General features: G+C 62.2%; 15 protein-coding genes. 11 read left to right on the forward strand and 4 right to left on the reverse strand.

Going from position 1 to position 14,617, the window contains the following annotated elements:
- The first annotated feature begins 44 nt into the window (after window positions 1–44).
- From QN219_RS09220 to QN219_RS09245, 6 genes are all read left to right on the forward strand, one after another.
- Window positions 45–1,094: a TRAP transporter substrate-binding protein gene (locus QN219_RS09220; protein ID WP_283999317.1), complete on the forward strand. Its 1,050-nt coding sequence runs from the start codon at window positions 45–47 to the stop codon at window positions 1,092–1,094.
- 100 nt (window positions 1,095–1,194) lie between these two features.
- The gene (locus tag QN219_RS09225) at window positions 1,195–2,565 is read left to right on the forward strand and encodes a glutamine synthetase family protein (protein ID WP_283999318.1); all 1,371 of its coding nucleotides are present in this window, start codon (window positions 1,195–1,197) and stop codon (window positions 2,563–2,565) included.
- A 180-nt stretch (window positions 2,566–2,745) separates the two neighbouring features.
- Complete coding sequence (locus QN219_RS09230) at window positions 2,746–4,131, forward strand: aldehyde dehydrogenase family protein (RefSeq protein ID WP_283999319.1); 1,386 nt, start codon at window positions 2,746–2,748, stop codon at window positions 4,129–4,131.
- Window positions 4,128–5,273, forward strand: a complete 1,146-nt coding sequence (locus QN219_RS09235) for an iron-containing alcohol dehydrogenase (RefSeq protein WP_283999320.1) — start codon at window positions 4,128–4,130, stop codon at window positions 5,271–5,273. The genes QN219_RS09230 and QN219_RS09235 overlap by 4 nt, the downstream gene beginning before the upstream one ends.
- A 194-nt stretch (window positions 5,274–5,467) precedes the next feature.
- Window positions 5,468–6,187, forward strand: coding sequence for a ParA family protein (locus QN219_RS09240; protein ID WP_283999321.1), 720 nt, complete (start codon window positions 5,468–5,470; stop codon window positions 6,185–6,187).
- Window positions 6,188–6,301: 114 nt separating this feature from the next.
- Complete coding sequence (locus QN219_RS09245) at window positions 6,302–6,457, forward strand: hypothetical protein (RefSeq protein WP_283999322.1); 156 nt, start codon at window positions 6,302–6,304, stop codon at window positions 6,455–6,457.
- Between the two features lie 123 nt (window positions 6,458–6,580).
- Here the strand turns inward: QN219_RS09245 and QN219_RS09250 are convergent, their stop codons facing one another.
- Window positions 6,581–7,870, reverse strand: coding sequence for an FAD-binding oxidoreductase (locus QN219_RS09250; protein WP_283999323.1), 1,290 nt, complete (start codon window positions 7,868–7,870; stop codon window positions 6,581–6,583).
- A 43-nt stretch (window positions 7,871–7,913) separates the two neighbouring features.
- Here QN219_RS09250 and QN219_RS09255 point away from each other — a divergent pair, with 43 nt between their 5' ends.
- The gene (locus QN219_RS09255) at window positions 7,914–8,075 is read left to right on the forward strand and encodes a hypothetical protein (RefSeq protein WP_283999324.1); all 162 of its coding nucleotides are present in this window, start codon (window positions 7,914–7,916) and stop codon (window positions 8,073–8,075) included.
- Window positions 8,076–8,122: 47 nt separating this feature from the next.
- Here QN219_RS09255 and QN219_RS09260 read toward each other — a convergent pair whose 3' ends face one another.
- Window positions 8,123–9,529 carry a L,D-transpeptidase gene (locus tag QN219_RS09260; RefSeq protein WP_283999325.1) on the reverse strand — a complete coding sequence of 469 codons (1,407 nt, stop codon included), beginning with the start codon at window positions 9,527–9,529 and terminating at the stop codon, window positions 8,123–8,125.
- Between the two features lie 366 nt (window positions 9,530–9,895).
- Between QN219_RS09260 and QN219_RS09265 the strand changes: the two genes are divergently transcribed.
- The 4 genes from QN219_RS09265 to QN219_RS09280 all read left to right on the forward strand — a co-directional run bounded on the left by QN219_RS09265 (window position 9,896) and on the right by QN219_RS09280 (window position 11,864).
- On the forward strand, window positions 9,896–10,735 hold the full coding sequence (locus QN219_RS09265; RefSeq protein WP_283999326.1) for a DUF4432 family protein: 840 nt from the start codon (window positions 9,896–9,898) through the stop codon (window positions 10,733–10,735).
- A gap of 73 nt (window positions 10,736–10,808) precedes the next feature.
- Window positions 10,809–11,147 (forward strand): TIGR01244 family sulfur transferase, encoded by a 339-nt coding sequence (locus QN219_RS09270; RefSeq protein ID WP_283999327.1) that lies wholly within the window; start codon window positions 10,809–10,811, stop codon window positions 11,145–11,147.
- A 61-nt stretch (window positions 11,148–11,208) separates the two neighbouring features.
- Window positions 11,209–11,559 carry a cupin domain-containing protein gene (locus tag QN219_RS09275; protein WP_283999328.1) on the forward strand — a complete coding sequence of 117 codons (351 nt, stop codon included), beginning with the start codon at window positions 11,209–11,211 and terminating at the stop codon, window positions 11,557–11,559.
- Window positions 11,560–11,657: 98 nt separating this feature from the next.
- Window positions 11,658–11,864: a hypothetical protein gene (locus QN219_RS09280; RefSeq protein ID WP_173509722.1), complete on the forward strand. Its 207-nt coding sequence runs from the start codon at window positions 11,658–11,660 to the stop codon at window positions 11,862–11,864.
- Between the two features lie 84 nt (window positions 11,865–11,948).
- Here QN219_RS09280 and QN219_RS09285 read toward each other — a convergent pair whose 3' ends face one another.
- Together QN219_RS09285 and QN219_RS09290 are read right to left on the reverse strand one after the other, a co-directional pair.
- A complete protein-coding gene (locus tag QN219_RS09285) occupies window positions 11,949–13,598 on the reverse strand; it encodes a thiamine pyrophosphate-binding protein (RefSeq protein ID WP_283999329.1) in 1,650 nt (549 codons plus the stop codon).
- A 63-nt stretch (window positions 13,599–13,661) separates the two neighbouring features.
- Window positions 13,662–14,615, reverse strand: coding sequence for a DMT family transporter (locus QN219_RS09290; RefSeq protein WP_283999330.1), 954 nt, complete (start codon window positions 14,613–14,615; stop codon window positions 13,662–13,664).
- Between the last annotated feature and the right edge of the window lie 2 nt (window positions 14,616–14,617).

Consider the following 14,617-nt stretch of genomic DNA (forward strand, 5'->3'; position numbering starts at 1 on the left):
AAATAAGGAATGCTTCTTCAACAAAGACAGAGGGAAACAAGACGATGACCAACAGACGCGATTTCCTGAGGAAAGCCGGGCTCGCCGCGGCAGCCGGAACAACTGCGCTTTCAGCGCCTGCCGTGCGCGCACAGTCCCGTAAGATCACTTGGCGCCTGCAGACCTATGCCGGCCCCGCACTGGCCGAGCACGTAATCAAGCCGGCGATCGATGCGTTCAACAAGGCGGCCAACGGCGAAATGCAGATCGACCTCTACACCGCCGACCAGCTCGTTCCGACGGGCGAACTCTTCCGCGCGATGCAGGCGGGCACTATCGATGCCGTGCAGAGCGACGACGACTCGATGGCCTCGCCAGTCGACATCAAGGTCTTCGGCGGCTACTTCCCCTTCGCCTCGCGCTACAGCCTCGACGTGCCGACGTTATTCCATCAATACGGCCTCAACGAAATCTGGGCCGAAGCCTACGGCGAGGTCGAAGGCGTCACCTGGCTTTCCGCCGGATCGTGGGATCCGTGCAACTTTGCCACGGTTAAGCCGATCAAGACATTGGCCGACCTCAAGGGGCTGCGTGTCTTCACGTTCCCGACGGCCGGCAAGTTCCTCACGCGCTTCGGGGTCGTGCCGGTGACACTGCCTTGGGAAGACGTGCAGGTTGCCATGCAGACGGGCGAACTCGACGGTCTCGCCTGGTCGGGCATTACTGAAGACTACACTGTCGGTTGGGCAGACGTGACCAAGTACTTCCTGACGAACAATATTTCGGGTGCCTGGTGCGGTTCGTTCTTCGCGAACTCCGCGCGCTGGAAGGAAGTACCCGAACATCTGCAGACGCTTTTCCGTCTCTGCATCGATTCCTCGCACTACTACCGCCAGCATTGGTATTGGGGCGGCGAGGCCAAATTGCGCGCCGAAGGAACGAAGCTCGAGTTGACAACCATTCCTGACGAGGAATGGAAGACAGTCGAGGAAGAGGCGCTCAAATTCTGGGACGAAATTGCCGCCACCAGCCCGCGCGCCGCGAAAGTCGTCGACATCCTGAAGAAATACCGCGCGACAATGGAAAAGGCAGGCCCGCCTTATCGCTACGGCTAATTGGCGGCTCGCCTCCCAATTCGCATCCGGTGCCGGGGGGCCGGCCCGGATGCAGATCGACTAACTCAAACCGGCGCGATGCCGGAACCAGGACTTTTCCATGACCGCCAAGTACACTTTCGACGACCTGAAGAAAGACGTGGCCGAAGGCCACATCGACACCGTGCTCGCCTGCCAGGTGGACATGCAGGGCCGCCTGATGGGCAAGCGCTTCCATGCGGAATATTTCGTCGAAAGCGCGTGGAAGGAAACGCATAGCTGTAACTATCTGCTTGCGACCGACATGGAGATGGAAACGGTCTCCGGCTACAAGGCGACGAGCTGGGAGAAGGGCTACGGCGACTATACGATGAAGCCGGACCTTGCGACGCTCCGGCGCATCCCGTGGCTGGAAGGCACGGCGCTGGTCATCTGCGACGTGCTCGATCACCACACGCACGAAGAGGTGCCGCATTCGCCCCGCGCCATCCTCAAGAAGCAGATTGCACGCCTCGAGGCCATGGGTCTGAAGGCTTTAATGGCGAGCGAGCTCGAATTCTTCCTCTTTGACCAATCTTATGACGACGCACGCCAGTCCGGCTATCGCGACCTGCAGCTCGCCAGCGGCTACAACGAGGATTACCATATCTTCCAGACGACCAAGGAAGAGGATGTGATGCGGGCGATCCGCAACGGCCTTCAGGGCGCCGACATCCCGGTAGAGAATTCCAAGGGTGAGGCTTCTGCCGGTCAGGAAGAAATCAACGTCCGCTACGCCGATGCGCTCGCCATGGCCGACCGCCATGCGATCATCAAGAACGGCTGCAAGGAAATCGCCTGGCAGCGCGGCAAGGCCGTCACCTTCCTCGCTAAGTGGAACTATTCGGCTGCCGGCTCGTCCTCGCATATCCATCAGTCGCTCTGGAGTGCCGATGGCGAGACGCCGCTCTTCTTCGACAAGAGCGCGCGTCACGGCATGTCCGAGCTGATGCGGCATTACGTGGCCGGCCTTCTGACCCATGCGAGCGAGATCACCTATTTCCTTGCGCCTTACATCAACTCCTACAAGCGTTTCATGGCCGGTACCTTCGCGCCGACCAAGGCGATCTGGAGCAAGGACAACCGCACCGCCGGCTATCGCCTTTGCGGCGAAGACACCAAATCGATCCGCATCGAATGCCGCGTCGGAGGTTCCGACCTCAATCCATACCTTGCCTTTGCCGCTTTGATCACGGCCGGGATATCCGGTATCGAAGGCAAGATGGAACTCGAAGCGCCCTTCGTCGGCGATGCCTATCACGGCAAGGACATACGCGAGATCCCGCAAACGCTGAGGGATGCGACCGAGGCATTGACCGGCTCGAAAATGCTGCGCGCCGCCTTCGGCGACGATGTGATCGACCATTACACCCGCGCGGCGCGGTGGGAGCAGGAGGAATATGACCGACGCGTAACCGATTGGGAGGTCGCGCGCGGTTTCGAACGGGCATAAGAAATTCTCCTTCCCATCCCTTCGCCACAAGGGGGAGAGGCTTCCCCCGGACAGCCTTCTCACTCAATCTGGGCTGTTGCCAGCTGCGGGGGCCGAATCGGGGCCGGACGGTAACGCCAGCGAGCCCGTCCCTCTTGTGGGGAGGGGACAGTCAATTGAAATGAAAACAGGATGACGATCATGACGATGATCAAATGCATTTCCCCGGTAAACGGCGAGCTCTACGCCGAGCGCCCCGCAATGCCGCTGGAACTCGCCAGGCAGGCCGTGGCCCATGCGCGTCTGGCGCAGAAAAACTGGGCAAAGCGGCCGGTCGAAGAGCGGGTCAAGCTGGTGCTCGCCGGCGTCGCGCGACTCAACGAGATGGTCGACGAAGTGGTGCCAGAGCTTGCCTGGCAGATGGGCCGGCCGGTGCGGTACGGCGGCGAGTTCAAGGGCTTCAACGAGCGTTCGAACTATGTCGCCTCCATCGCCGCCGATGCGCTGAAACCGATTGTCGTCGAAGAGAGCGATCGCTTCGAGCGGCGCATCGAGCGCGAGCCGCATGGTGTCGTCTTCGTCATCGCGCCGTGGAACTACCCTTACATGACGGCGATCAACACGGTCGCCCCGGCGTTGATGGCCGGCAACACGGTCATCATCAAGCATGCGAGCCAGACGATCCTTGTCGGCGAGCGTATGGTGCGGGCCTTCATCGAGGCGGGCGTGCCGGCGGACGTGTTTCAGAACCTCTTCCTCGATCACGAGACGACGGCGGCGCTGATTGCGGCGAAGAGCTTCGACTTCATCAACTTCACCGGCTCGGTTGAAGGCGGGCGCTCGATCGAGCGGGCGGCGGCTGGCACCTTTACTGGACTCGGCCTCGAACTCGGCGGCAAGGATCCCGGCTATGTGATGGAAGATGCGGACCTCGACGCCGCCGTCGATACACTGATGGACGGCGCGACCTACAATTCCGGCCAGTGCTGCTGCGGCATCGAGCGCATCTATGTGCATGAAACGCTCTACGACGCCTTCGTCGAAAAATCCGTCGCCTGGGTCTCCAACTACAAGCTCGGCAACCCGCTCGATACGGAAACGACGCTCGGACCCATGGCCAACAAGCGCTTCGCCGCCACGGTTCGCCAGCAGGTCGCCGATGCGGTGTCGAAGGGTGCCAAGGCGCTGATCGACCCCAAGCTCTTCCCGCAGGATGACGGTGGCGCCTATCTCGCGCCGCAGGTTCTCGTCGACGTCGATCATTCGATGGAGTTCATGCGCGAGGAAACGTTTGGGCCGGCGGTCGGCATCATGAAGGTGAAAAGCGACGCAGAAGCGATCGAACTGATGAACGATTGCCAGTATGGCTTGACCGTTTCGCTCTGGACAAAGGACGCCGAGCGCGCCTCCCGCATCGGCCGTGATCTTGAGACCGGCACCGTCTTCATGAACCGCGCCGATTATCTCGACCCGGCGCTCTGCTGGACGGGTGTCAAGGAAACGGGCCGTGGCGGCTCGCTTTCGATTCTCGGCTTCCACAATCTCACTCGCCCGAAATCCTATCATCTGAAGAAAGTAACCGCATGACGATTACCGCCAACTGGAGCTATCCGACCGCCGTCACGTTCGGTGCGGGCCGGATCAAGGAGCTTGCCGACCATTGCAGGGCCCTCGGCATGAGGAAGCCGCTGCTCGTGACCGATCGTGGCCTTGCGCCGATGGCGATCACGCAGAATGCGCTCGATATCCTGGAAGCAGGCGGCCTTGGCCGCGCCATCTTCGCCGATGTCGATCCGAACCCGAACGACAAGAATCTGGAAGCAGGCGTGAAGGCGTTTAAGGACGGCGGCCATGATGGCGTCGTTGCCTTCGGCGGTGGCTCCGGCCTCGATCTCGGCAAGTGCGTCGCCTTCATGGTCGGCCAGATGCGGCCGGTCTGGGATTTCGAGGATATCGGCGACTGGTGGACACGCGCGAGCGTCGAAGGCATCGCACCGATCGTTGCGGTGCCGACGACCGCCGGCACCGGTTCTGAGGTCGGTCGCGCCAGCGTCATCACCAATTCGGCAAGCCATGTGAAGAAGGTGATCTTCCACCCGAAGTTCCTGCCGGGCGTGACGATCTGCGATCCGGAACTGACCGTCGGCATGCCGAAGGTCATCACCGCCGGCACCGGCATGGACGCCTTCGCTCATTGCCTGGAGGCCTATTCCTCGCCCTTCTATCATCCGATGTCGGCGGGCATCGCGCTCGAAGGCATGCGGCTCGTCAAGGAATATCTGCCGCGCGCCTACAAGGACGGCACTGATATCGAGGCGCGCGCCCACATGATGAGTGCTGCCGCGATGGGCGCCGTCGCCTTCCAGAAGGGGCTCGGCGCGATCCATTCCCTCTCCCATCCGGTCGGCGCGATCTACAACACCCACCACGGCATGACCAATGCCGTCGTGATGCCGCCAGTGCTGCGCTTCAACCGCCCGGCGATCGAGGACAAGATCGCGCGTGCAGCCGCCTATCTCGGCATTGCCGGAGGCTTCGACGGATTTTATGACTACGTCTTGAAGTTGCGCGAAGAGCTCGGCGTGCCGGACAAACTTTCCACACTCGGCGTCGGCACCGATCGCATCGATGAAATGTCGGAAATGGCGATCGTCGACCCGACCGCCGGCGGCAACCCGGTGGAGCTGACCCTCGACGCAGCGAAAAAACTGTTCAGAGAAAGCATTTGAGCTTGATCGCGTTAATTTTCTGGAGCCCGGAAGGCCTTGGTTTTCCGGGCGTTTTTATTGATGTGCGGCGCTGCGGTTAATCTTTGCACCCCAAAGTTTCCATTTCGTTAACCATCTTCTGAAAGGCTTTGTTAAGGGCCCGCCTGCTGACGCATCGGTCGGAGCCTCGAAACAATGACGGAATGAGGTGGAAGATGGCGGTCATCACATTTGCCAACGCAAAAGGCGGTGCCGGCAAGACGACGGCGGCACTGATCCTGTCGACGGAACTGGCGAGACAGGGCAACAGGGTGGTGGTGCTCGACGCGGACCCGCAGCGCTGGATCACGCGCTGGTCGGAAGTCTCCGGCCATGTCTCCAATCTCGAAGTGATCTCGCATATCACGCCCGCGTCGCTGCCCTGCCACATCCGTGAACTGAAAGACGCGGCTGATTTCATCATTATCGACCTCGCCGGCGCCAAGGATGCGATCGTCGCGCTGGCGCTGGGCCTGTCCGATCAGGTGCTGATCCCGGTCCAGGGCTGCGCAATGGACGCGCAAGGGGCTGTTCAGATCCTGGAATTGATCCGCCATATCGAACAAAAGACAACGGCTCGCATCAAGCATTCGGTCGTGCTCACGCGGGTTAACTCGCTGGTGACCACACGTGCGCTCCAGGCGATCAAGACGCTGCTTGCTTCACGCAACGTTTCGATGCTCGACACCCCGATCGTCGAACGCGCCGCCTATCGCGAGATTTTCGAATGCGGCGGAACGCTGCAGACGATGGATGCGGGCCGCGTCAGCAATCTCGACAAGGCGCGCGAGAATGCCCTTGCGCTCGCTCAGGAGGTTCTGGCGCTCCTGCCCGTTTGCTATCAGCGGTCCTGGGCTGCGCGGGTGCCGTCCTGGGCGCGGTTGCGCGCCGCCTAGCCACTTTGCCGGTCGGCGCATTTCATCCGGCCTCGGCTCATCGTCATTCAACCGGAATTCAATTCGGTCAACAAGGTCGCCCGGTCGCCAGCAGATCGTGCCCAGGTGGTGGAGGTGAGTTCGATTTTCGGCGCAATCCGCGCCAGCACAGCCGAGCAGGCGACCGGCCTGCGGGAGGTAGACCAGATTACCCAGCAGAATGCGGCAATGGTGGAGCAGGCGAATGCCTCGTGCCAGGCGCTAACGGCCGAAGCCGAGCAGATTGCGTGACGTCTCCGCGCGTTCCAGACCTCGGGCAATGCGAAGGCAAGTATAGGGCCCGGCTACCAGACGGCGGCTTAGGACCCAGGCGGAAGCGGCGCTCGCCCCGGAGAGGCGCCGATGGCGGTGACTTCAAAAGCGCCGATCGACGAAGTGTTTTGCCTGTGCGCCGGCATGATAGAAGGCGGATTTCACGGTCCGCCACGGATCCGGCGTGATCGGTGTTTCAGCAAGCGGAATTGCCGAGGCATCGCCCATGACGTGGTGGGCGAGCGCTCGTCCGAAGACGGTTCCGGGCGCAATGCCGCGACCGTTGTAGCCGCTCACCGACACGACATTCGGCGCGAGCACGTGCATGGCGGGCAGGTTGTTGGTCGTCATGCCGATGCGGCCATCCCACCAGTATTCGAAGCGGAAATCGCCGATATCGGGAAAGAGTTTGCGCAGCGAGCGGGCCGCGAAGGCGCGATGCGTGCCCTCGGCGATGGCATCGAGCCGGCCGATCGAACCGAAGATCATCCGGTTCTGCTGATCCATGCGGAAGGAAGTCATGACGAGCCCGGTATCCCAGGCGCCCTGACGCTCCGGCAGGATACGCGTTGCGACCTTTTCGGGAAGCGGATTGGTGGCGAACTGGAAATAGGGGAGAATCGTCAGTTCCCGGGTATGCGCCTTCCACGGCACGTCGGGAACGAGCGCTCCATAGGCGTTGGTCGCTAGAATGATATGCCGGGCCGTAAGACTGCCGTGGCCCGCCTTAAGCCTCCACTGATCGCCCTGGCGCTCGGCGGCAAGGAGAGGGGTGTCCGTGAAGATCTTGGCGCCGGCGGCGAGTGCGGCGCGCGCCAGCCCTCTTGCGTAGGCAAGCGGCTGGATCGTTCCGGCGCGGCGGTCGAGCAGCGCGCCGGCAAAGCCCTCGGCGCCGGAGAGCATGTGAGCCCTGTCGGCCGAAAGCACTTCGACCGGCGCGCCGCGTTTCTTCCACTGCGCCTCGCGATCCCGGATGTCCTTCAGGCCCTCGGCACCGACGGCCATGTGGAGCGTACCGTTGCGTACGGCCTCGCATTGCATGCCGTGTTTCGCGACGAGATCGTAGACGAGAGACGGACCGTCGCCGAGCTCGTTCAACAACCGGTTTCCGGCCCCAGTGCCGAGGGTTGCGACGAGATCGTCCGGCTTCACCCACATGCCGGCGTTGACGAGGCCGACATTGCGGCCGGAACCGCCGAAGCCGATCATCCGCGCTTCGACCACGGTTGCTTTCAGGCCCTTTTCCGCAAGATGCAGCGCGGCGGAGAGACCGGTGAAACCGCCGCCGACAATTGCCACGTCTGTGCTCAGCTCGCCGGTAAGGGGACCGGTTTCAGGCGCGGCGGGTGCCGTCGCATGCCAGAGGTTGGGGAGAGCACGCTCCGTAGCCATTGCGGACATTCCTTATCTTCGGAGCGGATGTGGAAGGCGTAGCGTGTCCGCCCATCCTGCGCCGACCGATCGTGATGGAAAATACTTCGTCAGTGATAGAACCATTGCCGCAAAGTTTTTCATGACAATGTTTCATGAGGTCATGAAGGCGCGCAATACCGAATGGCCGCCGCAGAAGCGTTCAGGATCGATTGCGGCGCCGTGAAAAACGGGAGCGCCCGCTTGGCCGGAGGCGCAAGCGCCGGGTCCGGATCAGTCGACGAATTCCACCGTCACGCCCTTGCTCACCATCTTGCCGAGTTCGGTCGCGTCCCAGTTGGTCAGGCGAATGCAGCCGTGACTCTGGGTCTTGCCGATCTTCGATGGATCGGGGGTGCCGTGAATGCCGTAGGTCGGCTTCGACAGTGCGATCCACATCGTGCCGACGGGACCGTTCGGTCCTGGCTGCAGGGTCAGAATCTTGTCGTTCGCGCCCTGCTGGAAGTTGATCTTCGGATTGTAGGTGTAGCCCGGATCGAAGGCGATCCGCTCGACCGATACGATGCCGGACGGGGAGGGTGTGTCCGACGAGCCGATCGTAGAAGGATAAGCGGCAATGAGCTTGCCGGCCTCATCATAGGCGAGCACCTGCTTGCGACCCTTGTCGGCCACGATCCGCGCGACCTTGCCCGCCTTGTTAGGGCCTGGATTGATGACCTTGATGATCGTACCCGGAATGGAAAAATCGACACCGGGATTGAGTTCGCGCAGGTAGTTCTCGTCCATGTGGAATTTTTCGCCGAGCATCTCGACGGTGGACGTGAAGGACAGATGCGGAAGCATCGACTTGTGGGCATAGTCTTCGGGGATCGACGCAACATAGGGGCCAGCCGCGTCGGCAGCGGTGATCGTGTAGGTCGTGATCGGCAGGCCGCCGTTGAAGCGCAGCCGTTCGAGGATGTCCTCGGTGTTGTTCGGGTCGAGCGTTTCGCCGGTTGCCTGCTGCCAGGCTTCGATCGCCTTGGTGACGTTGGAGCCCATCTTGCCGTCGATGACGCCCGGCGAGAAACCCTCGCGGTCGAGAAACACCTGCAGAGCGGCGATTTCCGCGCGCGACTTGCCCTTCACCGAGAGCGCCGGAGGCATCGGCTGCCTGAGCGGCTCATCATATTGCGGATCGTAGGCGGCCTGCTCGCTGCCATCGATCAGGCCCGGCAGGTTGTCCCGCAACTCCTCGCGCTCGACCGGGGCCGGTTCGCGGTAGTCCGGGACCGTGCCCGTAAACTCGCCGGGCTCGGAATAGCCGTAGCGGCGGTCGTAATCAGCGTAGCCGTCGTTCGAATAGACGTCGACGTCGCTTTGCCGGCGGCGGGCTCTGCCGTAACCGTCCGACGGCATCACTGTCGCGACGACATTGCCCCAAGGATCAACGAGAACAGTGCGGCCACGGTGGTCACGCATCGCGCGGACCTCGTCCTGCCCGGGCATATAGTCGAGAATTTCGCCATTCGGCGTAACCAGGATCACGTCGCCGCCGCCGCGATAATAACCTTCCTGCGCGGAAGCAGGGCTAAGCTCCACGGCTAAAAGGCCGGCTGCGGCGAGAAGCGAGAGGCCGGTGCGGGTCGCAGTCGTCACGATAGAACCTGTTTTCATGGTAGATGATCCGCGGCGGTACATGCCGATTTCGACGTTAATGTGAAAAAAGTGAATCCATCGTGAACGGTTGGTTAAAATTCATCCTGACCGATCGGTTAACCGTAGTAGATCGATCCGGCGTCTGTTTCAACCGGGAGAAAGGGCGGGCCGAGGCCCTGGAGCAATCCTCGCACCGTATTCCCGACCGTCTATGTCGATAACGCGCGCGAAAGCCGGATTGTTCAATCGGGATTTATCGTTTTACTTTGCTTTTCATGCATTTGCGGCCATCGCGGTTTCCCGGATGTTTCTTGCAAGGGAATCGATTTAAGGATGAGCCAAGCGGCAGTTCAATGAATTGCAGCCACCGTCTGCACTGAAGAGACGCGGGCCGACTGCGGGGGAAACATGGAAACGACCTTGACCTGCACGCACGACGGCGTTCCCGGTCATCTCCTGTTCGACCGCTCGTCTGCGCTCGACATTGCCGCCTTCGTGGTCGATGGCACGGATCTTTCTCCCGGCTCCGCTATTCCCTCGGATGGCGACCCGCGGATCGACCGGGCGCTTGCCGGCTTTTTCTTCACCTGCGGTCCCGATCACATTCGCCATCCCGAGCCGGTCGAAGGTCAAGACGGGAGGCGCTATCCGCTGCATGGTTCGCTTGCAGGCACGGCCGTCGTCCGGACGGAGATGTCCGCCGACGCCACCCGTTGTGAGGCTCTGACTGAGGTAGATCTTGCCTGTGGTGGCAAGGCGGCGGTCGAGCGTCGGTGGCATGTGAGCGAAGGCGGCCAATGCGTGATGCTTGAGGACCGCGTGACCAATATCGGCGCCTCGGCCTTCGCACCGATGATGATGTATCACATGAACATTGGCGGCCGGCTGCTCTGCCAGGAAACGCGGGTCGTCAGCCCTTCGCTGGAAAGCGGATCACTGGAGTGGCGCTTCGGCGAAGGCGAGAGCGCCCACTTGTGCACTCCCGCGCGCGCAGAGGGCGGATGGTCGGAGGTCGCGCTCGGGCCGTTGCCAGGGCTTGGCGGGCGGCGGCTTATCGTCCGGTTTCGCGTGGATACGCTACCGTTCTTGCAGATGTGGCGGTGCCAGCGCGGCGGCGCCAACGTCATCAGCATCGAACCCGCCTCACACCGCCTGGCGAAGCGGGGAGAACTCGCGGCATCAGGCGAACTCGGCCTCATCGAGCCGGGGCAATCGCGCGGCTACGCGCTCGGCTTTGCCGTTTCCTGAAGCTTGCTTCGCGATTGACGCCGCCTCATGCCCGGCCTACATCAAGCCAACGCAGTTCAGAGGAAGCATCATCATGGACATTCGCCCGATCAACGATGAATACTCGGTCTCCGGCCAGATCACGGTCGAGGACCTCGATGAGATCAAGGCGCTCGGTTTCAAGTCCATCGTCTGCCATCGTCCGGATTTCGAGGCGCCCGATCAACCGACTTTCGATGCGATCGCCGCACGCGCTGCTGAGCTGGGCCTGGAGATTACCCATATTCCCGTGGGCCCGATGGGCGTGACCGCCGATGCCGTCACCCGCATGGTGGATGCGCTCGACGAATTCCAGCGCCCGATGCTCGGCTATTGCCGTTCCGGCGCCCGCTCCACCGCAGTCTATCAGCAGACCCAGCATATCCGCGGCTGACAGGATCGGTTTGCCGCCTGCCGAGCGAACATGCTGTGCGCGCGAGATAGGGAGGTAAAGCATGGCCGGACCGCATCTGATCAACCGGGACCAGTGGGCCGAAAGGCCTGACGTCTGGCAGGGCGAGTTCGAGGGCGCTGCTTATGGCGCCGGCGTTTCGGTCATGTTCTACACGACCGACCGCATCGGCGGCGGTCCGAAATTGCACCGGCATCCCTATCCGGAAACCTTCATCGTTCGCACCGGCCGCGCCCTGTTCACGGTCGGCGACCAGACGATCGAAGCGGAGGCGGGGCAGATCGTCGTCGCACCTGCGAACGTTCCGCACAAGTTCGCCAACCTTGGTCCGGGTCGGCTGGAGACCACGGACCTGCATGCGAGCGATGCCTTTTCGACCGAGTGGCTGGAATAGGCGCGGGCAGCCGAACAACCGTATTTCGCTATTCGCCGTCTCTTCAAACACGCGTAGACTGTCTCCACCGGCAGATTTACCTGGAGAGGAGATCGGCCATGAATCCATTCAATAACTTTCGAGATTATCCCATCCTTCCTGGCGACGTGTTGATCCTCGAAGGCGTGCTGAACAAGGCGCTGAAGGAACGCAACTTGTCTATCGCCAGTGAGGAGGCTGACCAACTCGCCAGAAGGATCATCAAGCTTTACCAGACCGGCGTCAGGGAGCCGGACCAGATTTGGGAGATGATCCGGACAATCTGAGGCAGCAACTCAGAGTGCTACAGCGTGTGCGACTGAAAAGGCGCACGGTGCTGCCGGGAGCAGAAGCCTTCTCCTTTGCGTCCCTCAGCCGTTGCGGATTTCAGTGAGCGTTCGCGTTGGCGTGATTGCTTCCGGGTCGAGCTTGATCTCGATGATCGCAGGCTTGCCAGTGGCGCGTGCTCGGAGGAAAGCATCGGCGAATTCTTCCGTTCGCTCGACTGTTTCGCCATGGCCGCCATAGGCACGCGCGAGCGCTGCAAAATCCGGATTGGTGAGGTCCGTTGCGCTGACACGACCTGGATACTCGCGCTCCTGGTGCATGCGGATCGTGCCGTAGATGCCATTGTTGATGACGAGCACGATGATCGGCAGCTGATAGCGGATCGCGGTCGCGAACTCCTGCCCGTGCATGAGGAAGCAGCCGTCGCCGGCAAAACAGAGGACTTCTCGTTCCGGGTGGAGTTGCTTGGCCGCGACAGCCGCCGGCAGGCCGTAGCCCATCGAGCCTGAAGCGGGGGCTGCCTGGGTTCCATAGCGGCGGAAGCGATGGAAGCGGTGCAGCCAGGTGGCGTAGTTGCCGGCGCCGTTCGTGAAGATCGTGTCCGGCGCGGTATTCGCCTCGATCCAGTTCATGATCGGCCCCATCTGCACGTCGCCGGGTCCCTTCTCGGGCGGCGTCGACCATTTGAGATAGGCTTCGTGCATCGCGGCGGTGCGAGCGGAGCACGCGGGTTCGCCGCCCGCGGGCCCGATGTCGTCGAGTGCCGCCACGAAATCGCGTGGGCTCGCGGCGATCGCCAGATCCGGGCGGTAGACGCGGCCGAGTTCCGCAGGGTCGGGATGGACATGAACCAGCGTCTGCCTGGGGTAGGGGACGTCAATCAACGTGTAGCTGGAGGAGGGCATTTCCGAAAAACGGCCGCCGACGAGAAGGACGAGGTCGGCCTCCTTGATTTCCTTCGCCAGCGCGGGGTTGATGCCGATGCCGACATCGCCGGCGTAGACCGGATTCAGGTGATCGAAGAGCATCTGGCGGCGGAAGGAGCAGCCGACCGGCAGCCTCCAGCGCTCGGCAAAGCGCTGGAACTCCGCCACGCTTTCGGCCGACCAACGCGTACCGCCGAGAATGGCGATCGGCTGTTTCGCGGCGGCGAGCAGTTCCTTCAACCGGGCGATCTGGCCACGCGCTGGATGGCTTTCGACCGGCTGGTAGGCGCGCGCCGGAGGCGCCTCGGTGCTCTCGGTCAACATGTCTTCAGGCAGCGTCAGCACCACCGGCCCCGGACGACCGGACGTCGCGACGGCAAAGGCGCGGGTGACGAATTCGGGGATGCGCGCCGGATCGTCGATTTCGCCCACCCATTTGGCGACCTCGGTGAAGGCGCGGCGATACTCGATCTCCTGGAAGGCCTCGCGCTCGCGCGCATCGCGCTGCACCTGGCCGATGAAGAGGATCATCGGGATCGAATCCTGTCTCGCGACATGAAGGCCGGCGGAGGCATTGGTGGCGCCGGGGCCGCGGGTCACCATGCAGATGCCGGGCTCGCCCGTGAGCCGTCCCCAGCAATCCGCCATCATTGCCGCGCCGCCTTCCTGGCGGCAGACGACGACGTCGATGTCGGTGTCGTGGAGCGCGTCCAGTACGGCAAGATAGCTTTCTCCCGGCACGCACGAGATGCGCTTGACGCCGTTTGCGACCAGCGCCTCGACAATCAGTTGACCACCCGTTTTCATCCACACACCTCCCAATGCTCTTTCATTCTATCCGCTTGCGGATTTGTTCATTTTACGGACGCCTCAGATCGCCGGCGATACCGGCGCGATGCTCGCCGTCTTCTCGACCCTGCGCTCACGCCAGATGATATAGAGGCCCGAGCCGATGATGATCGCGATGCCCAGCCACTTCAGCGCATCCGGCAGGTCGCCGAAGACGAGCCAGCCGAAGATCGTCGCCGAGACGATTTCGAGATATTGCAGCGGCGCGAGCACCGAGGCCGGGGCGGCGCGATAGGCATAGACACCAAGCACGCCCGAGATCGTCGCAGAGACACCGACGCCGAGCAGGTAGATCCAGGCGTCGCCTTCCGGCCAGACCGGATCGAACACGCTCGATCCGCTGCCTTCGCCGAACGACAGCAGGACGAGGCAGAAGAGGCCGCCCCAGATGCCGGCATGGAACTGCATCGACCAGGGATCCTCATTCTGCGCGACCATGCGGGTGACCAGCAGGAAGACAGCGAGACCGAAGGCGGCGACGATCGGCAGAAGCGCAATCAGGCCGACTTCCTGCATGCTCGGCTGGATGACGAGCAGTGCGCCGAAGAAGCCGACCGCACAGGCGGTATAACGGCGCCAGCCGATCGTCTCCTTCAGGAAGATACTGCCGAGAATGGTGAGGATGATCGGTTCGACGAAAAAGATCGCGATCGCGTCGGCCACCTCCATCACCTTCAACGTGGTGATGAAGGAGAGCATGGTCAGCACCAGCAGGCCGCCGCGCAGCGCATGCAGCGCAGTCTTGCGCCAGGTAAGGTCAAAGAGCGTACGTCGGACAAGGACAACCGGCAGGATGAAGACAACCTGCAGCAGGAAACGAGCGGCGGTAATTTCCGCCGACGGAACCGTGGCAATCGCCAGCTTGGCAAAGATGTCGATCAGCGGCGATATCAGAACGGCGATGACCATCAGCGTCAGGCCGTAGGAGACGCGGCTATGATCGGTGGCGATTTTGGGCAGCGAGAGGTCGGTCATGA

The organism is Sinorhizobium sp. 8-89, from assembly GCF_030124325.1.
Taxonomy (GTDB): Bacteria; Pseudomonadota; Alphaproteobacteria; order Rhizobiales; family Rhizobiaceae; genus Sinorhizobium.

What these genes read in the sequence shown, in the direction of transcription:
- QN219_RS09220 (WP_283999317.1), top strand. Translation starts at nt 45, where the DNA reads ATGACCAACAGACGCGATTTCCTGAGGAAAGCCGGGCTCGCCGCGGCA.
- QN219_RS09225 (WP_283999318.1), top strand. Translation starts at nt 1,195, where the DNA reads ATGACCGCCAAGTACACTTTCGACGACCTGAAGAAAGACGTGGCCGAA.
- QN219_RS09230 (WP_283999319.1), top strand. Translation starts at nt 2,746, where the DNA reads ATGACGATGATCAAATGCATTTCCCCGGTAAACGGCGAGCTCTACGCC.
- QN219_RS09235 (WP_283999320.1), top strand. Translation starts at nt 4,128, where the DNA reads ATGACGATTACCGCCAACTGGAGCTATCCGACCGCCGTCACGTTCGGT.
- QN219_RS09240 (WP_283999321.1), top strand. Translation starts at nt 5,468, where the DNA reads ATGGCGGTCATCACATTTGCCAACGCAAAAGGCGGTGCCGGCAAGACG.
- QN219_RS09250 (WP_283999323.1), bottom strand. Translation starts at nt 7,870, where the DNA reads ATGGCTACGGAGCGTGCTCTCCCCAACCTCTGGCATGCGACGGCACCC.
- QN219_RS09260 (WP_283999325.1), bottom strand. Translation starts at nt 9,529, where the DNA reads ATGTACCGCCGCGGATCATCTACCATGAAAACAGGTTCTATCGTGACG.
- QN219_RS09265 (WP_283999326.1), top strand. Translation starts at nt 9,896, where the DNA reads ATGGAAACGACCTTGACCTGCACGCACGACGGCGTTCCCGGTCATCTC.
- QN219_RS09270 (WP_283999327.1), top strand. Translation starts at nt 10,809, where the DNA reads ATGGACATTCGCCCGATCAACGATGAATACTCGGTCTCCGGCCAGATC.
- QN219_RS09275 (WP_283999328.1), top strand. Translation starts at nt 11,209, where the DNA reads ATGGCCGGACCGCATCTGATCAACCGGGACCAGTGGGCCGAAAGGCCT.
- QN219_RS09280 (WP_173509722.1), top strand. Translation starts at nt 11,658, where the DNA reads ATGAATCCATTCAATAACTTTCGAGATTATCCCATCCTTCCTGGCGAC.
- QN219_RS09285 (WP_283999329.1), bottom strand. Translation starts at nt 13,598, where the DNA reads ATGAAAACGGGTGGTCAACTGATTGTCGAGGCGCTGGTCGCAAACGGC.
- QN219_RS09290 (WP_283999330.1), bottom strand. Translation starts at nt 14,615, where the DNA reads ATGACCGACCTCTCGCTGCCCAAAATCGCCACCGATCATAGCCGCGTC.